Source organism: Streptomyces sp. Xyl84, assembly GCF_059731885.1.
This window is the reverse complement of record NZ_AP029182.1, coordinates 4,368,003-4,384,679: the sequence shown is the minus strand read 5'-3', so window position 1 is coordinate 4,384,679 and position 16,677 is coordinate 4,368,003. Positions and strand designations below refer to the sequence as shown.

10 protein-coding genes and 2 rRNA genes are annotated in these 16,677 nt (G+C 68.1%); 1 reads left to right on the top strand and 11 read right to left on the bottom strand.

Annotated elements, in window-relative coordinates; genetic code table 11:
- Nucleotides 1-20: 20 nt before the first annotated feature.
- The 3 genes from AC6I72_RS19085 to AC6I72_RS19075 all read right to left on the bottom strand — a co-directional run bounded on the left by AC6I72_RS19085 (nucleotide 21) and on the right by AC6I72_RS19075 (nucleotide 6,553).
- Nucleotides 21-3,140, bottom strand: a 23S ribosomal RNA gene (locus tag AC6I72_RS19085).
- A gap of 312 nt (nucleotides 3,141-3,452) precedes the next feature.
- Nucleotides 3,453-4,977 (bottom strand): 16S ribosomal RNA (locus tag AC6I72_RS19080).
- Together the 16S and 23S rRNA genes form the textbook arrangement of a ribosomal RNA operon.
- A 568-nt stretch (nucleotides 4,978-5,545) precedes the next feature.
- Nucleotides 5,546-6,553: a stage II sporulation protein M gene (locus AC6I72_RS19075; RefSeq protein ID WP_498002193.1), complete on the bottom strand. Its 1,008-nt coding sequence runs from the start codon at nucleotides 6,551-6,553 to the stop codon at nucleotides 5,546-5,548.
- Nucleotides 6,554-6,685: 132 nt separating this feature from the next.
- Between AC6I72_RS19075 and AC6I72_RS19070 the strand changes: the two genes are divergently transcribed.
- Complete coding sequence (locus tag AC6I72_RS19070; protein WP_498002191.1) at nucleotides 6,686-7,681, top strand: RDD family protein; 996 nt, start codon at nucleotides 6,686-6,688, stop codon at nucleotides 7,679-7,681.
- A gap of 4 nt (nucleotides 7,682-7,685) precedes the next feature.
- On the opposite strand, the gene AC6I72_RS19065 is transcribed toward AC6I72_RS19070, so the two are convergent.
- From AC6I72_RS19065 to AC6I72_RS19030, 8 genes are all read right to left on the bottom strand, one after another.
- A complete protein-coding gene (locus AC6I72_RS19065; RefSeq protein WP_498002189.1) occupies nucleotides 7,686-8,303 on the bottom strand; it encodes a hypothetical protein in 618 nt (205 codons plus the stop codon).
- 164 nt (nucleotides 8,304-8,467) lie between these two features.
- Entirely contained in the window at nucleotides 8,468-9,925 is a 1,458-nt protein-coding gene (ahcY, locus tag AC6I72_RS19060) for an adenosylhomocysteinase (protein WP_498002187.1), read from the bottom strand.
- Between the two features lie 255 nt (nucleotides 9,926-10,180).
- On the bottom strand, nucleotides 10,181-11,164 hold the full coding sequence (locus tag AC6I72_RS19055) for a cation diffusion facilitator family transporter (protein WP_498002185.1): 984 nt from the start codon (nucleotides 11,162-11,164) through the stop codon (nucleotides 10,181-10,183).
- A 228-nt stretch (nucleotides 11,165-11,392) separates the two neighbouring features.
- Entirely contained in the window at nucleotides 11,393-12,544 is a 1,152-nt protein-coding gene (gene manA / locus AC6I72_RS19050) for a mannose-6-phosphate isomerase, class I (protein WP_498002183.1), read from the bottom strand.
- 145 nt (nucleotides 12,545-12,689) lie between these two features.
- A complete protein-coding gene (locus AC6I72_RS19045; protein ID WP_498002182.1) occupies nucleotides 12,690-13,817 on the bottom strand; it encodes an SIS domain-containing protein in 1,128 nt (375 codons plus the stop codon).
- A 377-nt stretch (nucleotides 13,818-14,194) separates the two neighbouring features.
- Complete coding sequence (locus AC6I72_RS19040; protein ID WP_078936097.1) at nucleotides 14,195-14,365, bottom strand: Trm112 family protein; 171 nt, start codon at nucleotides 14,363-14,365, stop codon at nucleotides 14,195-14,197.
- A 215-nt stretch (nucleotides 14,366-14,580) separates the two neighbouring features.
- Nucleotides 14,581-15,945, bottom strand: coding sequence for a phosphomannomutase/phosphoglucomutase (locus tag AC6I72_RS19035; protein WP_498002180.1), 1,365 nt, complete (start codon nucleotides 15,943-15,945; stop codon nucleotides 14,581-14,583).
- 190 nt (nucleotides 15,946-16,135) lie between these two features.
- The gene (locus AC6I72_RS19030) at nucleotides 16,136-16,558 is read right to left on the bottom strand and encodes a DUF3499 domain-containing protein (RefSeq protein ID WP_026252400.1); all 423 of its coding nucleotides are present in this window, start codon (nucleotides 16,556-16,558) and stop codon (nucleotides 16,136-16,138) included.
- Between the last annotated feature and the right edge of the window lie 119 nt (nucleotides 16,559-16,677).

Sequence of the window (16,677 nt, the reverse complement as noted above, 5' to 3'; positions counted from 1 at the left end):
CACAGTGGACGCGAGCAACTGAGGACAAGCCCTCGGCCTATTAGTACCGGTCACCTCCACACGTTACCGTGCTTCCAGATCCGGCCTATCAACCCAGTCGTCTACTGGGAGCCTTACCCCATCAAGTGGGTGGGAGTCCTCATCTCGAAGCAGGCTTCCCGCTTAGATGCTTTCAGCGGTTATCCCTCCCGAACGTAGCCAACCAGCCATGCCCTTGGCAGAACAACTGGCACACCAGAGGTTCGTCCGTCCCGGTCCTCTCGTACTAGGGACAGCCCTTCTCAAGACTCCTACGCGCACAGCGGATAGGGACCGAACTGTCTCACGACGTTCTAAACCCAGCTCGCGTACCGCTTTAATGGGCGAACAGCCCAACCCTTGGGACCGACTCCAGCCCCAGGATGCGACGAGCCGACATCGAGGTGCCAAACCATCCCGTCGATATGGACTCTTGGGGAAGATCAGCCTGTTATCCCCGGGGTACCTTTTATCCGTTGAGCGACGGCGCTTCCACAAGCCACCGCCGGATCACTAGTCCCGACTTTCGTCCCTGCTCGACCCGTCGGTCTCACAGTCAAGCTCCCTTGTGCACTTACACTCAACACCTGATTGCCAACCAGGCTGAGGGAACCTTTGGGCGCCTCCGTTACCCTTTAGGAGGCAACCGCCCCAGTTAAACTACCCATCAGACACTGTCCCTGATCCGGATCACGGACCCAGGTTAGACATCCAGCACGACCAGACTGGTATTTCAACGACGACTCCACACACACTGGCGTGCATGCTTCAAAGTCTCCCAGCTATCCTACACAAGCCGAACCGAACACCAATATCAAACTGTAGTAAAGGTCCCGGGGTCTTTCCGTCCTGCTGCGCGAAACGAGCATCTTTACTCGTAGTGCAATTTCACCGGGCCTATGGTTGAGACAGTCGAGAAGTCGTTACGCCATTCGTGCAGGTCGGAACTTACCCGACAAGGAATTTCGCTACCTTAGGATGGTTATAGTTACCACCGCCGTTTACTGGCGCTTAAGTTCTCAGCTTCGCCCCACCGAAATGGAGCTAACCGGTCCCCTTAACGTTCCAGCACCGGGCAGGCGTCAGTCCGTATACATCGCCTTACGGCTTCGCACGGACCTGTGTTTTTAGTAAACAGTCGCTTCTCGCTGGTCTCTGCGGCCACCCCCAGCTCACGGAGTAAATCCGATCACCGAGCGTGGCCCCCCTTCTCCCGAAGTTACGGGGGCATTTTGCCGAGTTCCTTAACCATAGTTCACCCGAACGCCTCGGTATTCTCTACCTGACCACCTGAGTCGGTTTAGGGTACGGGCCGCCATGAAACTCGCTAGAGGCTTTTCTCGACAGCATAGGATCATCCACTTCACCACAATCGGCTCGGCATCAGGTCTCAGCCACAAGTGCGACGGATTTACCTATCGCACGGCCTACACCCTTACCCCGGGACAACCACCGCCCGGGATGGACTACCTTCCTGCGTCACCCCATCACTCACCTACTAACCGCTTGGGCCGGCGGCTCCACCACTCCCCTCAACTCCGAAGAGATCAGGGCGGCTTCACGGCCTTAGCATCACGATGCTCGATGTTTGACGCTTCACAGCGGGTACCGGAATATCAACCGGTTATCCATCGACTACGCCTGTCGGCCTCGCCTTAGGTCCCGACTTACCCTGGGCAGATCAGCTTGACCCAGGAACCCTTAGTCAATCGGCGCACACGTTTCTCACGTGTGAATCGCTACTCATGCCTGCATTCTCACTCGTCAACCGTCCACAACTACCTTCCGGTGCTGCTTCACCCGGCAGACGACGCTCCCCTACCCATCACAGCCGCCGTTGGGCGTATATGCTGCAATGACACGACTTCGGCGGTACGCTTGAGCCCCGCTACATTGTCGGCGCGGAATCACTAGACCAGTGAGCTATTACGCACTCTTTCAAGGGTGGCTGCTTCTAAGCCAACCTCCTGGTTGTCTCTGCGACTCCACATCCTTTCCCACTTAGCGTACGCTTAGGGGCCTTAGTCGATGCTCTGGGCTGTTTCCCTCTCGACCATGGAGCTTATCCCCCACAGTCTCACTGCCGCGCTCTCACTTACCGGCATTCGGAGTTTGGCTAAGGTCAGTAACCCGGTAGGGCCCATCGCCTATCCAGTGCTCTACCTCCGGCAAGAAACACACGACGCTGCACCTAAATGCATTTCGGGGAGAACCAGCTATCACGGAGTTTGATTGGCCTTTCACCCCTAACCACAGGTCATCCCCCAGGTTTTCAACCCTGGTGGGTTCGGTCCTCCACGAAGTCTTACCTCCGCTTCAACCTGCCCATGGCTAGATCACTCCGCTTCGGGTCTTGAGCGTGCTACTGAAACGCCCTGTTCGGACTCGCTTTCGCTACGGCTACCCCACCCGGGTTAACCTCGCAACACACCGCAAACTCGCAGGCTCATTCTTCAAAAGGCACGCAGTCACGAGAATGTGCAAGCACATTCCGACGCTCCCACGGCTTGTAGGCACACGGTTTCAGGTACTATTTCACTCCCCTCCCGGGGTACTTTTCACCATTCCCTCACGGTACTATCCGCTATCGGTCACCAGGGAATATTTAGGCTTAGCGGGTGGTCCCGCCAGATTCACACGGGATTTCTCGGGCCCCGTGCTACTTGGGTGTCTCTCAAACGAGCCGCTGACGTTTCGACTACGGGGGTCTTACCCTCTACGCCGGACCTTTCGCATGTCCTTCGCCTACATCAACGGTTTCTGACTCGTCCTGTCGCCGGCAGACGACAGAAGAGAGATCCCACAACCCCGTATACGCAACCCCTGCCGGGTCTCACACGCATACGGTTTGGCCTCATCCGGTTTCGCTCGCCACTACTCCCGGAATCACGGTTGTTTTCTCTTCCTGCGGGTACTGAGATGTTTCACTTCCCCGCGTTCCCTCCACACTGCCTATGTGTTCAGCAGCGGGTGACAGCCCATGACGACTGCCGGGTTTCCCCATTCGGAAACCCCCGGATCAAAGCCTGGTTGACGACTCCCCGGGGACTATCGTGGCCTCCCACGTCCTTCATCGGTTCCTGGTGCCAAGGCATCCACCGTGCGCCCTTAAAAACTTGGCCACAGATGCTCGCGTCCACTGTGCAGTTCTCAAACAACGACCAACCACCCATCACCCCGGGAACAACATCCCGAGTGCACTGGGGCCGGCATCCCGAAGGACGAGCAACGCTCGCACCCTCAGACACCCAACAGCGTGCCCGACACGACCAGCCGTCCAGATCAGCGTTCCACACTCCGAAGAGCAGTACTAGCGCCTGGCCCATCCTGGACCGTGCCGAGTAGTCAACGTTCCACCCATGAGCAACCAGCATCAGACATTCGCTGATGTACTGGCCCCTGGACCGCCGAAGCGGCCTAGAAGTGCTCCTTAGAAAGGAGGTGATCCAGCCGCACCTTCCGGTACGGCTACCTTGTTACGACTTCGTCCCAATCGCCAGTCCCACCTTCGACAGCTCCCTCCCACAAGGGGTTGGGCCACCGGCTTCGGGTGTTACCGACTTTCGTGACGTGACGGGCGGTGTGTACAAGGCCCGGGAACGTATTCACCGCAGCAATGCTGATCTGCGATTACTAGCGACTCCGACTTCATGGGGTCGAGTTGCAGACCCCAATCCGAACTGAGACCGGCTTTTTGAGATTCGCTCCACCTCACGGTATCGCAGCTCATTGTACCGGCCATTGTAGCACGTGTGCAGCCCAAGACATAAGGGGCATGATGACTTGACGTCGTCCCCACCTTCCTCCGAGTTGACCCCGGCGGTCTCCCGTGAGTCCCCAGCACCACAAGGGCCTGCTGGCAACACGGGACAAGGGTTGCGCTCGTTGCGGGACTTAACCCAACATCTCACGACACGAGCTGACGACAGCCATGCACCACCTGTACACCGACCACAAGGGGGACCCTGTCTCCAGGGTTTTCCGGTGTATGTCAAGCCTTGGTAAGGTTCTTCGCGTTGCGTCGAATTAAGCCACATGCTCCGCCGCTTGTGCGGGCCCCCGTCAATTCCTTTGAGTTTTAGCCTTGCGGCCGTACTCCCCAGGCGGGGCACTTAATGCGTTAGCTGCGGCACGGACGACGTGGAATGTCGCCCACACCTAGTGCCCACCGTTTACGGCGTGGACTACCAGGGTATCTAATCCTGTTCGCTCCCCACGCTTTCGCTCCTCAGCGTCAGTATCGGCCCAGAGATCCGCCTTCGCCACCGGTGTTCCTCCTGATATCTGCGCATTTCACCGCTACACCAGGAATTCCGATCTCCCCTACCGAACTCTAGCCTGCCCGTATCGACTGCAGACCCGGGGTTAAGCCCCGGGCTTTCACAACCGACGTGACAAGCCGCCTACGAGCTCTTTACGCCCAATAATTCCGGACAACGCTTGCGCCCTACGTATTACCGCGGCTGCTGGCACGTAGTTAGCCGGCGCTTCTTCTGCAGGTACCGTCACTTTCGCTTCTTCCCTGCTGAAAGAGGTTTACAACCCGAAGGCCGTCATCCCTCACGCGGCGTCGCTGCATCAGGCTTTCGCCCATTGTGCAATATTCCCCACTGCTGCCTCCCGTAGGAGTCTGGGCCGTGTCTCAGTCCCAGTGTGGCCGGTCGCCCTCTCAGGCCGGCTACCCGTCGTCGCCTTGGTGAGCCGTTACCTCACCAACAAGCTGATAGGCCGCGGGCTCATCCTGCACCGCCGGAGCTTTACAGCCTCCAAGATGCCTTGGAGACTCATATCCGGTATTAGACCCCGTTTCCAGGGCTTGTCCCAGAGTGCAGGGCAGATTGCCCACGTGTTACTCACCCGTTCGCCACTAATCCCCACCGAAGTGGTTCATCGTTCGACTTGCATGTGTTAAGCACGCCGCCAGCGTTCGTCCTGAGCCAGGATCAAACTCTCCGTGAATGTTTACCGGTAATCCGGTGCAACACCACGAGAGCGGAACCAGAAGAAGGAATGTTCTCCCGATTCACAGCGTCCTCGCTGTGTTTTTTCAAAGGAACCTCGACCATCGGATGATTCCGACGGACGGGGTATCAACATATCTGGCGTTGACTTTTGGCACGCTGTTGAGTTCTCAAGGAACGGACGCTTCCTTTGTACTCACCCTCTCGGGCTTTCCTCCGGGCGCTTCCCTTCGGTCTTGCGTTTCCGACTCTATCAGATCTTTCCGATCCGATTTCCTCGGTGCTTTCCAGGTTGCCGCTCCGCTTTCGCGTCGCGTTTCCCTTTCCGGCGGTTCCGACTTTATCAGAAGTTCTCAGCCGGTCTGACCGGGCTTCGTTTTCCGATTCATCGGGGGCTTCATCGAAATCGATATCGACTCCGGAAGCAGATAGATGTTCACCGTCACCCATCTGGACGCTAGGTCCAGCTCCAGGCAACTGTTCGAATCTACCTCCCCACCCGCTCCGTGTCAACGGCTCCGGTGGGGCGAAGAGGAGACTAGCAGCTCAGCGGGCCGAAACGCACATCAGGCAGCCGTCGGCACGCTGGCGCTTCGCTCGGTCGGCGCCACGTCGCCCGTGCCGCCGGCGCGCGCTGCACGGCCGCCCAGGACGTAGACGTACGTCAGAAAGGCCAGTTCGGCGGCGATTCCGATGGCGATACGGGCCCAGGTGGGAAGGCCGGAAGGGGTGACGAAGCCTTCGATGGCGCCGGAGACGAACAGGACGAGGGCCAGCCCGACGGCCATGCCCACGGCTGCCCGCCCCTCTTCCGCCAGAGCGGCGCGGCGCGTGCGCGGGCCGGGGTCGATGAGGGTCCAGCCGAGGCGCAGTCCCGTACCGGCGGCCACGAAGACCGCCGTCAGTTCGAGCAGGCCGTGCGGCAGGACCAGGCCGAGGAAAGTGTCGAGCCGGCCTGCCGAGGACATCAGCCCGATGCCGACACCCAGGTTGAGCATGTTCTCGAAGAGGATCCACAGGACGGGCAGCCCCAGGAAGACGCCCAGGACCAGGCACATGGCGGCGGCCTGGGCGTTGTTCGTCCACACCTGGGCGGCGAAGGCGGTCGCGGGGTGATCCGAGTAGTAGGTCTCGTACTCGCCGCCGGGGCGGGTGAGCTGCCGTAGCTCATTGGGGGCCGCGATGGCTGCCTGTACCGCCGGGTGGGCGCCGATCCACCAGCCGAGGAGTGCGGCGACTGCGGTGGAGAGCAGTGCCGTGGGCACCCACCAGTGACGCGCTCGGTAGACCGCCGCCGGGAAGCCCTCCAGCAGGAACCGGGTGACGTCGCGCCACGAGGCCCGGCGGGTGCCGGTCACGGTCCCGCGCGCGCGGGCGACGAGCTGGCTGAGGCGGCCGGTGAGCAGCGGGTCGGGGGCGCCGGACCGGATCAGCGACAGGTGGGTGGCCGCACGCTGGTAGAGGACGATCAGTTCGTCGGCCTCCGCGCCGGTGAGACGGCGTCGGCGGCCCAGCAGGACTTCCAGGCGGTCCCACTCGGCTCGGTGGGCGGAGACGAAGACGTCCAGGTCCATCGTGTCTGCCTGCTCCTCGGCTGGTCGGTCGGCGGCCCGTCGGTTCTGTCAACTTGTCCTACTGCGACGGGGCGGCCCTCAGCTTGGCAGACTGGCGGTCTTCGGGGGCAGGCCAGGGAAGGGTGGCGGGGCGTGAGTGAGCTGGTGACGGGTGAGGCGGTGGCGCTGGAGCTGCGTCCGGCGAGGCTGCCCAGCAGGGCGCTGGCCGTGCTGCTCGACCTCGTCGTGACCCTGGCCGTCTATGTCGCGGTGAGCGTGGGGCTGCTGGCCGCCACGGCCTCACTGGACGAGGCGGCCGGCGTCGCGGTGTCGATCGCCGCCTTCGTTCTCGTGCTGGTGGGCGGGCCGATCGCGGTCGAGACGCTCAGTCACGGGCGAAGTCTCGGAAAGCTGGCGTGCGGACTGCGCGTCGTCCGGGACGACGGCGGGCCGATCCGGTTCCGGCATGCGCTGGTGCGGGGCGCGATCGGCGTGGTGGAGATCCTGATGACGTTCGGTGTCGTCGCCTGCATCGCTTCGCTGGTGTCGGCGCGGGGGCGGCGGCTGGGCGACGTGTTCGCGGGGACGCTCGTCGTACGGGAGCGGGTTCCGGCCGGCCGGGCCGCCCTCGTACCGCCTCCACCGCCGTGGCTGGCCGGACGGTTCTCGGCGCTCGACCTGTCGGCGGTGCCGGACGGGCTGTGGCTGGCGGTGCGCCAGTTCCTGACGCGGATGCAGCAGATGGATCCGGAGATCGCCTGGGGCATGGGGCAGCGTCTCGCCGGGGACCTCGCCGCCCGCACCGGGACTCCCGCGCCGGACGGGGTTCCGCCGGCGATGTATCTGGCGGCGGTGTTGCAGGAGCGGCAGGTCCGGGAGGCCCGGCGGGCCTTCGGCGGCTCTCCCGGTGATCCTTCCGCGGGCTTTCCGCCGGCCGCCTCCGCGTCGGCCGGCTTCTCGGCGGGCGGCTTTCCGGCGGGCGGCTTCCCCGCGGCCGGCTTGCCTTCGGCGCAGGTTCCGCAGGCGCCGGGGGTTCCGCAGGCACCGGAGGTCCCGCAGGTGCCGGTCGTGCCGCCGTCGGCGGCCGGCCCGCTCCGGGACGCGGGCGCTGCTGAGCCGCCCGCCACGGGGTTCGTGCCTCCCGCGTGACCGGTCAGGGGGCGAAGACGGACGGCGGTGTCTGGAGGTCCTCCAGCTCGATGCCGGGGGCGGCCAGGACCACGTCGCCGGCCAGGTGCACGGTGTGCCGCTCTCCCGTGTCCAGGGCTGTGACCTGGTATTCGTCCACGATCAGGGGGCCGTTGTCAGTGGCGTGTGCTTCTCTGTCCACCAGGGCCCAGGACTGGTCCACGGTGCGGGGGGCGAGGACCGGATCCGTGAAGGCGACGAGGCGTACGCGGGTGGCGGAGGCCGAGGGGGTGAGGCGCAGGCGACGAGCGGTGGCGACGAGGAACGCGGGGGACGTCCCGGTGAAGGCGTGGGCGCGCACATTGCCTTCGGCGGCGTCGGTTCCGGTGGGGGCGGTGCGCACCCAGGTGACGCCGTCGAGGGCGGCGCCGCGCACCTGCCATCCGCCCGCGTGGAGCTCGAGGCGGAGCGGGCGGCCGAGTTCGTCGAGTGCGAGGTCGACCGAGCCGCGGTGATCGCCCGAGGGGGTGGTGACCTGGGAGACGTAGCGCCAGCCCGAAGGGCCCGGGGCGCACTGGAAGTGTTCTTCCGCGAGGGGGGTGTGATCGTGCGGATCGTGGAGCGAATAGCGGCCGCGGGGCATGGGGTTCCTGGGGCTTGACGGGGCCGGGCCGGTCCGGTCGACGGGCGGCCAACGGGGCAGGCCCCCGGCACGGGGGTGCGGGGGCCTGCCTCGGAGGAACCGGGGAACCGGGCGAGCCGGGTGCGGCTCGCGGACCGGTCCTGGGGTTCGGTCCGTGGGGTCGGTCAGTAGCGGTAGTGGTCCGCCTTGTACGGGCCGTCGACCTCCACACCGATGTACGCCGCCTGCTCCGGGCGCAGCCGGGTCAGCTTGACGCCGAGCGCGTCCAGGTGGAGGCGGGCGACCTTCTCGTCGAGGTGCTTGGGCAGCACGTAGACGCCGGTCGGGTACTCGTCGGGCTTGGTGAACAGCTCGATCTGGGCCAGGGTCTGGTCGGCGAAGGAGTTGGACATCACGAACGACGGGTGACCGGTGGCGTTGCCCAGGTTGAGCAGGCGGCCCTCGGACAGCACGATGATGACCTTGCCGTCCGGGAAGGTCCAGGTGTGGACCTGCGGCTTGACCTCGTCCTTGACGATGCCGGGGATCTTCGCCAGGCCGGCCATGTCGATCTCGTTGTCGAAGTGGCCGATGTTGCCGACGATCGCCTGGTGCTTCATCTTCGCCATGTCGGAGGCGAGGATGATGTCCTTGTTGCCGGTGGTGGTGACGAAGATGTCAGCGGTCTCGACGACCTCGTCCAGGGTGGTGACCTGGTAGCCGTCCATCGCCGCCTGCAGGGCGCAGATCGGGTCGATCTCGGTGATGATCACGCGGGCGCCCTGGCCGCGCAGCGACTCCGCGCAGCCCTTGCCCACGTCGCCGTAGCCGCAGACGACGGCGGTCTTGCCGCCGATCAGGACATCGGTGGCACGGTTGATGCCGTCGACCAGGGAGTGCCGGCAGCCGTACTTGTTGTCGAACTTCGACTTCGTCACGGCGTCGTTGACGTTGATCGCCGGGAAGAGGAGGGTGCCCTCGCGCTGCATCTCGTACAGCCGGTGCACGCCGGTGGTGGTCTCCTCCGTCACGCCGCGGATCTCGGAGGCCAGCTGGGTCCACTTCCGGGGGTTCTCGCCCAGGGTGCGGGTCAGCAGCTGGAGGATGACGCGGTGCTCGTCGGACTCGGCGGTGTCGACCGAGGGGACCTTGCCGTCCTTCTCGTACTCGACGCCCTTGTGGACCAGGAGGGTGGCGTCACCGCCGTCGTCCAGGATCATGTTCGGGCCGCCGGTGGCGGCGTCGGGCCAGGTGAGCGCCTGCTCCGTGCACCACCAGTACTCCTCCAGGCTCTCGCCCTTCCAGGCGAAGACCGGAACGCCCTGGGGGTTCTCCGGGGTGCCGTGCGGGCCGACCGCGATGGCGGCGGCGGCGTGGTCCTGGGTGGAGAAGATGTTGCACGACGCCCAGCGGACACGGGCGCCCAGCGCCACCAGGGTCTCGATCAGCACGGCCGTCTGCACGGTCATGTGCAGGGAGCCGGTGATGCGGGCGCCCTGCAGGGGCTGCGTCTCCGCGTACTCCTTGCGGATCGCCATCAGGCCGGGCATCTCGTGCTCGGCGAGGGTGATCTCCTTGCGGCCGAACTCGGCCAGGGACAGGTCGGCGACCTTGAAGTCCTGTCGGCTGTCGACAGTCGTCATTACGGGCTGCTCCTCGGGATCGGGTCGAGGTGGGTACGGCTGACCTGCGCGGCGGCGGACACAGGAGTGCCCGAGGAGGACACAGGCATGCCCGCGTGCGCGCAGCGCAGTCCGTCGGAGGCCCTCTCTCCCTCGGCCGGCCCGTCCTCGGGCCGCCCGACCGCCATCAGCAGCGACGTCTGGCTCCGTCCCAAGCTACACCGCGGATGCGGGCGGACCCAGTCCGCCTCCGCACGGATCGGGCCGTTCGTGGGGTCAGTGTCCGCCGCCGGTGTGGGGGTTCGGGCCGCCCGGGGTGGCCTCCGGATCCGGGCCCTTGGCGGCCTCGGCCTCGCTGTAGATGTCGGGTTCGAGGTAGATGACGCGAGCGATGGGGACGGCGGTGCGGATGCGGGCCTCGGCGGCGTCGATGGCGGCGGCGACCTCGGCGGCGGTGTCGTCGTGCCGCACGGCGATCTTGGCGGCGACGAGCAGTTCCTCGGGACCGAGGTGGAGGGTGCGCATGTGGATGATCCCGGTGACGGTGTCGCCGTCGACGGTGGCGGTCTTGATCTCCTCGACGACGTCGGCGCCTGCGGACTCACCGAGCAGCAGGGACTTGGTCTCGGCGGCCAGCACGAGGGCGATCAGGACGAGCAGCACACCGATGCAGACGGTGCCGATGCCGTCCCAGACGCCGTTGCCGGTGAGCAGGGCGAGTCCGACGCCGCCCAGGGCGAGGACGAGACCGATCAGGGCGCCGAAGTCCTCCAGGAGGACGACGGGCAGCTCGGGTGCCTTGGCGCGGCGGATGAACTGCGCCCAGGAGAGCTTGCCACGCAGTTCGCTGGACTCCTTGATGGCCGTGCGGAAGGAGAAGCCCTCGGCGCAGATCGCGAAGGCGAGGACGGCCACCGGCCAGTACCAGTTCTCCAGTTCGTGCGGGTGGCTGATCTTCTCGTAGCCCTCGTAGATGGCGAACATGCCGCCGATGGAGAACAGCACGATGGAGACGAGGAAGGCGTAGATGTAGCGCTCGCGGCCGTAGCCGAACGGGTGCTGTTCGGTCGCCTCGCGCTGGGCCTTCTTGCCGCCGATCAGCAGCAGGAACTGGTTGCCCGAGTCGGCGACCGAGTGCACGCCCTCGGCGAGCATCGACGAGGAGCCGCTGAAGGCGAAGGCCACGAACTTCGTTACCGCGATCGCGAGGTTGGCGCCGAGTGCCGCCACGATCGCCCTGGTGCCGCCTGACGCGCTCATGTTGTCCGGGGTGTCCCTTCGCCTTCGTATCGCCTTCGTACGCGTGCGCGCACAGGGCATGTGCGCGTGCGCGGGGGTGCCGCACGGGGCGGTGCGTGCCCGGGGAGGGCGCACGCGTCCGTTGTGCCGTACGCGTCCGTCCCCGGCCCGGGCCTTTGCCCGCCCTTTGCCGGGGGGCCATTGTTGCAGCCCCGTCCGGCAGGGGTGCGGGCGGTCAGGTGGCGCGGGTCACACGACGACCGTGGCGCGGAAGACGGTGCCCGCCCCGAGGACCTCGGCCTTCTCGCCGGCCGGGACGAACACGGACTGGCCGGGGGTGAGTTCCTGCTCGCCGGCCCGTACGGAGCCTGCCGTGCAGAGCAGGATCTGCGGGGTGCGCAGGGTGAGGTCGTGGGCCGGGGCGCCCCCGGGGAGGACGTACCGGGAGAGCCGGAACTCGTCGATGGGGGTCTCGTAGACCTCCTCGCCGTCCGGGGCGGCCTCGGGGCGCAGCACGCCGGCGTCACGCGCCTCGAAGCGGACGATGCGCAGGAGTTCGGGGACGTCGACGTGCTTGGGGGTCAGGCCGCAGCGCAGGACGTTGTCGGAGTTGGCCATGATCTCCACGCCCAGCCCGCTGAGGTAGGCGTGCGGGATGCCGGCGCCGAGGAAGAGGGCCTCGCCGGGCTGGAGGCGGACGTGGTTGAGGAGCATCGCGGCCAGGACGCCCGGGTCACCGGGGTAGTGGTGGGCGATGCCCGCGTACGGGGCATGGTCGCCGCCGAGGCGGGCGCAGGCGGCCGCGGCCTCGCCGACCGTCTGGGCCATCTCCTCGGGGTCGGCGGTGAGGAGCGCGGTGAGCACCTCGCGCAGGGCCGCCTCCTGGGGACGGGCGCGCAGCAGGTCGGCGTAGGGCTTGAGGGAGTCCACGTCGAGGGCGGCGAGCAGGTCCGCGGCCTCGTCGGGGGCGCGGAAGCCGCACAGGCCGTCGAACTCGGTGAGCGCGCAGATGAGTTCCGGCTTGTGGTTGGCGTCCTTGTAGTTGCGGTGCGGGGCGTCGACGGGGACGCCGCGGCGCTCCTCGTCGGCGTAGCCCTCCTTGGCCTGGCTCAGGTCGGGGTGGACCTGGAGGGACAGGGGTGCTCCGGCGGCGAGGATCTTGAGCAGGAAGGGCAGGCGGGGGCCGAACTTCGCCACGGTCTCGGCACCCAGTTCGCGCTCCGGGTCGGTGTCGATGACCTCGGCGAGCGTGCCGCGTGCGGTGCGCGAGGGCGCGCCCGGGTGGGCGCCCATCCACATCTCCGCCTGCGGTTCGCCGCTCGGTGCTACGCCGAGGAGGTGCGGGATGGCGGTGGTGGAACCCCAGGCGTAGGGGCGGATGGTGTTGTCCAGGCGGTCCATGCGCTTCTCTCTGCAGTTCTGGTCACGGCACCGCACCCCGTCGTACGGCGATCCGGGCGTCCAGGTCGGTTCGGGTCGTGTGGGAGGGCGGGCCGTGCCGGGCGGGCCGTGTCGGACGCGTCGTCCCGGCCCGGCTCGTCCCGCGTCAGGCCCTGGAGGCGAGCGACAGGTAGACGGCGGCGAAGTCCGTGACGGCGATGAGTTCCGCGAGGCTCTCGATCTCGCCGCCGGGCTCGGGTTCCAGCTCGCTGATCGGCGTGTCGTGGCTGAGGGCCAGTTCACGGGCGGCGGGGGCGGCGGTGAGGCCGCCGAGCGGGCGGTCGCGCAGGAGCACCACGCGCGCGTGCAGGGCGGGCGGCTCGTCGACGCGGTCGCGGAAGAAGTCGTCCGGGTCGGCGCTGGCGGCCAGCGGACCGGCCAGCAGGGCGTGGTGCGCGGCGAGTGCCTCGGGGAGCTCGGCGACGGCGGCGGGGATGCCGGACAGTTCGGCGAGTCCGGCGGCGAACCGGCGTCCCGCGGGGCCGGCGGCGACTCCCTCGGTCCAGATCACCGGCAGGGAGTCGGCGAGTTCCGCGGCGAGGGTCTTGGCCGGGTTGCTGTACGTGACGATGGCGGGCCCGCAGCGCTCGGCGATCTGGTCGAGCCGGTCGGCGGCCGCCTCCAGGGCGTCGGGCGGGGCGGTGAGCAGACCGACGCGGTCCAGGAGCGCGAGCAGCGGGGTCAGCAGCGCCCACAGCACGCCGGGGGCGGATCCGGCGAGGGGCTCGTCGTGGTCGTAGGGGGCCGTCGCCATGGGGACGAACAGGCCGTGGGCGCCCGCGACGGACTCCGCGAGGGGGGTGCCGGCCGGGGCCACGGCGACGACGGTGCAGCCGCGGCGGTAGGCCTGTTCGGCGAGCAGGGCGAGGCTCGGTTCGGTGCCGTCGGGGGTGGCGATGAGCAGCAGGTCGACGGAGCCGGCCCAGCCGGGCAGCTCCCAGCGCAGGGCGCCGGACGCGGAGGCGACGCCGGTCGGGGCCAGCCGGGTGACGGGGCTGCCCGCGCCGGCGAGCGTGCCGAGGAGGTCGGCGGCGTGGGTGGCGGCGGCGCCGGGACCGGCGATCAGCACGGCGCGGGGGCGGCCGTCAGGTTTCAGGTCGCCCACGCCCGCCTCGGCGGCGTGCCGGGCAGCGGTGCGGACGCGGGCGCCGGCCTCGGCCGCGCCGCGCAGCAGTCCGCGGTGGTCGGCGGCGGCGAGTGCCTCCGGGGCGTCGAGCAGCGATTCGTCGAGCATGGGCGGCAGCCTCCGATCGGGTGCCGAACGCCGGGCCTCGGGGCGTCGGAACGTCGGGTGGTCGGGACGGCGGGCGTCTGGACTGCGGGGCGTGGGGTCTGCGGGGCGGTGGTGGCTGGGGGGTGCGGGCCGGGGCCGCCGGTTGCCGGCGGGCGGGCCGCCGGACGGGAAGACGTCCGGCCTTGCGTCGCCGGGCCTTCGGCGGTTGGGCCTCGGTGACCCGGCTTGCGTGCCCGGGCTCCGGGTGCCCGGACTTCAGGTACCTGGGCTTCAAGTACCCGTACTCCGGGTGTCGGAGCTTCGGGGCGCCTGCCTGGCCGTGCCGGGTGCTGCCCGGACGGGCTTCGCGCCGCCGGGCGGCGGGCCGGCCGCCGGCGTCAGGCGGGGCGGCGGGCCTCGTCGACGAGCAGGACGGGGATGCCGTCGCGGACCGGGTAGGCCAGGCCGCAGTCCTGACCGGTGCAGATCAGCTCGGTGTCCTGCTCCTCGAGGGGAGCGTGGCAGGCCGGGCAGGCGAGGATCTCCAGGAGGCCGGCTTCGAGCGGCATGGGGTTTCCCTTCGGGACGCGGGGTGCGTGTGTGGTGGTACGGACCGTGCGTGGCTGTCCGGACCGTCTGTGGTTGTAGGACGTGCCTGGTCAGCGTACCGCCGGTCGGGGCCCCGGTGGCGGGGCCGGTCAGGGCCTGTCCGGCCCCCGGTGGAGCGCTCGTCGGGCCGGCTCCGGCGCGAGCGGGACAGGTCCTCACGCGACCGGGACCGGCTTCAGCCGCGGATGATCGCCAGGACCTCGTCGCGCACCTTGGCCATCGTCGCCGGCTCGCGCGCCTCCGCGTTGAGCCGCAGCAGCGGTTCGGTGTTGGAGGGGCGCACGTTGAACCACCAGTCGGCGGCGGTGACCGTGAGGCCGTCGAGTTCGTCCAGGGTGACGTCGTCGCGGCCGGCGTAGGCGGTCCTGAGCGCGGTGAGACGGGCGGCCTGGTCGGCGACCGTGGAGTTGATCTCGCCGGAGCCGGTGTAGCGGTCGTACTGGGCGACCAGGGCCGACAGGGGGCCGTCCTGGCCGCCGAGCGCCGCGAGGACGTGCAGGGCGGCCAGCATGCCCGTGTCGGCGTTCCAGAAATCCTTGAAGTAGTAGTGCGCGGAGTGCTCGCCGCCGAAGATCGCGCCGGTCCTCGCCATCTCGGCCTTGATGAAGGAGTGGCCGACGCGGGTGCGCACCGGCGTGCCGCCGTTCTCCTTCACCACCTCGGGGACGGACCAGGAGGTGATGAGGTTGTGGATGATCACGCCGTGGCCGCCGTGCCGGGCCAGTTCGCGGGCGGCGACCAGGGCGGTGACCGCGGACGGGGAGACCGGCTCGCCGCGTTCGTCGACGACGAAGCAGCGGTCGGCGTCGCCGTCGAAGGCGAGGCCGAGGTCGGCGCCCTCCGCGCGGACCCGCTCGCGCAGGTCGACGAGGTTGGCCGGGTCGAGCGGGTTGGCCTCGTGGTTGGGGAAGGTGCCGTCCAGTTCGAAGTACATCGGGACGAGGTCGACGGGCAGGCCGGCCAGGACCGTGGGGACGGTGTGGCCGCCCATGCCGTTGCCCGCGTCGACGACGACCTTCAGGGGCCGGATGGAGGTCACGTCCACGAGCGAGCGCAGGTGCGCCGCGTAGTCCTCCAGCGTGTCGCGCCGCGTGACGGTTCCCGCGCGCGCGGCCGGTTCGGGGGCGCCCGACGCGCGCCAGCGCTCGGCCAGTTCGCGGATCTCGGCCAGTCCCGTGTCCTGGCCGACGGGGGCGGCGCCCGCACGGCACATCTTGATGCCGTTGTACTGGGCCGGGTTGTGCGAGGCCGTGAACATCGCGCCGGGCAGGTGGAGCGCGCCGGAGGCGTAGTACAGCTGGTCCGTGGAGCAGAGGCCGATCTCGGTGACGTCGACGCCGCGCCGTGCCGCGCCGCGTGCGAAGGCGCGGGCCAGGCCGGGTGACGAGGGCCGCATGTCGTGCCCGGTCACGAGGGCGTCCGCCCCGGTCACCTCGGCGAACGCCGCGCCGAACAGCTCGGCGAGCGACTCGTCCCACTGGTCCGGGACCACCCCGCGCACGTCGTACGCCTTGACGATCTGCGACAGATCAGCAGCCACGGCCAGCCCTTCTGGAGTCCCAATCGGTCCCCACAAACTACCCGTCCCGGGCAGCGCGGCCGACGCACGAGCGGGGCGGGGAACGCGCGCCGCCCGGCGCGGCACACGGCGCCGGGGGCGCGGAGCAAGCGAGGGCGCAGGGGACGACAGGGGGCGCCGGACCCGACTCGGGCCGTGGTGAACGGTTTTGTCAGTTGTCCGGTGACCGCAGGACCCGCAGATGGCCGCGGCGCGCGACCTCCATCGGGTCGGCCCCGCGGGCGCCGCCGCCGGCCTCCGCCGCCCGCTCCTGCGGGCGGGCCGCCTCGCGCACGGCGTTGGCGAGCGCCTCCAGGTCGTCGCCGCTGGGCCGGGCGGGGGCCGAACCGTCGAGGAGCCGGACGACCTCCCAGCCGCGCGGGGCGGTGAGGCGCTCGGAGTGCTCGGCGCACAGGTCGTAGCAGTGCGGCTCGGCGTAGGTGGCGAGCGGGCCGAGGACGGCGGTCGAGTCGGCGTAGACGTACGTCAGCGTCGCTACGGCGGGACGGCCGCAAGCGGTGCGCGAACAGCGACGTACAGGGCTCACGACGTTGGACGGTACCGCACTCTTGAGCGGGCCGCGACGACTCTCCACCAGGTCACTCCCCCGTGTCGTGCTGTGAATCACCCCACACACCCCTTCGGGCACACCTTACTGACCTGCGCAGACGGCGCTCGCCGGGATCTCGAACACCCCTTGTTCCGGTCACGATT

Excerpts from the sequence above, each read along its gene's own strand:
- AC6I72_RS19075 (WP_498002193.1), bottom strand. The coding sequence starts at position 6,553 with ATGGACCTGGACGTCTTCGTCTCCGCCCACCGAGCCGAGTGGGACCGC.
- AC6I72_RS19065 (WP_498002189.1), bottom strand. The coding sequence starts at position 8,303 with ATGCCCCGCGGCCGCTATTCGCTCCACGATCCGCACGATCACACCCCC.
- ahcY (WP_498002187.1), bottom strand. The coding sequence starts at position 9,925 with ATGACGACTGTCGACAGCCGACAGGACTTCAAGGTCGCCGACCTGTCC.
- AC6I72_RS19055 (WP_498002185.1), bottom strand. The coding sequence starts at position 11,164 with ATGAGCGCGTCAGGCGGCACCAGGGCGATCGTGGCGGCACTCGGCGCC.
- manA (WP_498002183.1), bottom strand. The coding sequence starts at position 12,544 with ATGGACCGCCTGGACAACACCATCCGCCCCTACGCCTGGGGTTCCACC.
- AC6I72_RS19045 (WP_498002182.1), bottom strand. The coding sequence starts at position 13,817 with ATGCTCGACGAATCGCTGCTCGACGCCCCGGAGGCACTCGCCGCCGCC.
- AC6I72_RS19040 (WP_078936097.1), bottom strand. The coding sequence starts at position 14,365 with ATGCCGCTCGAAGCCGGCCTCCTGGAGATCCTCGCCTGCCCGGCCTGC.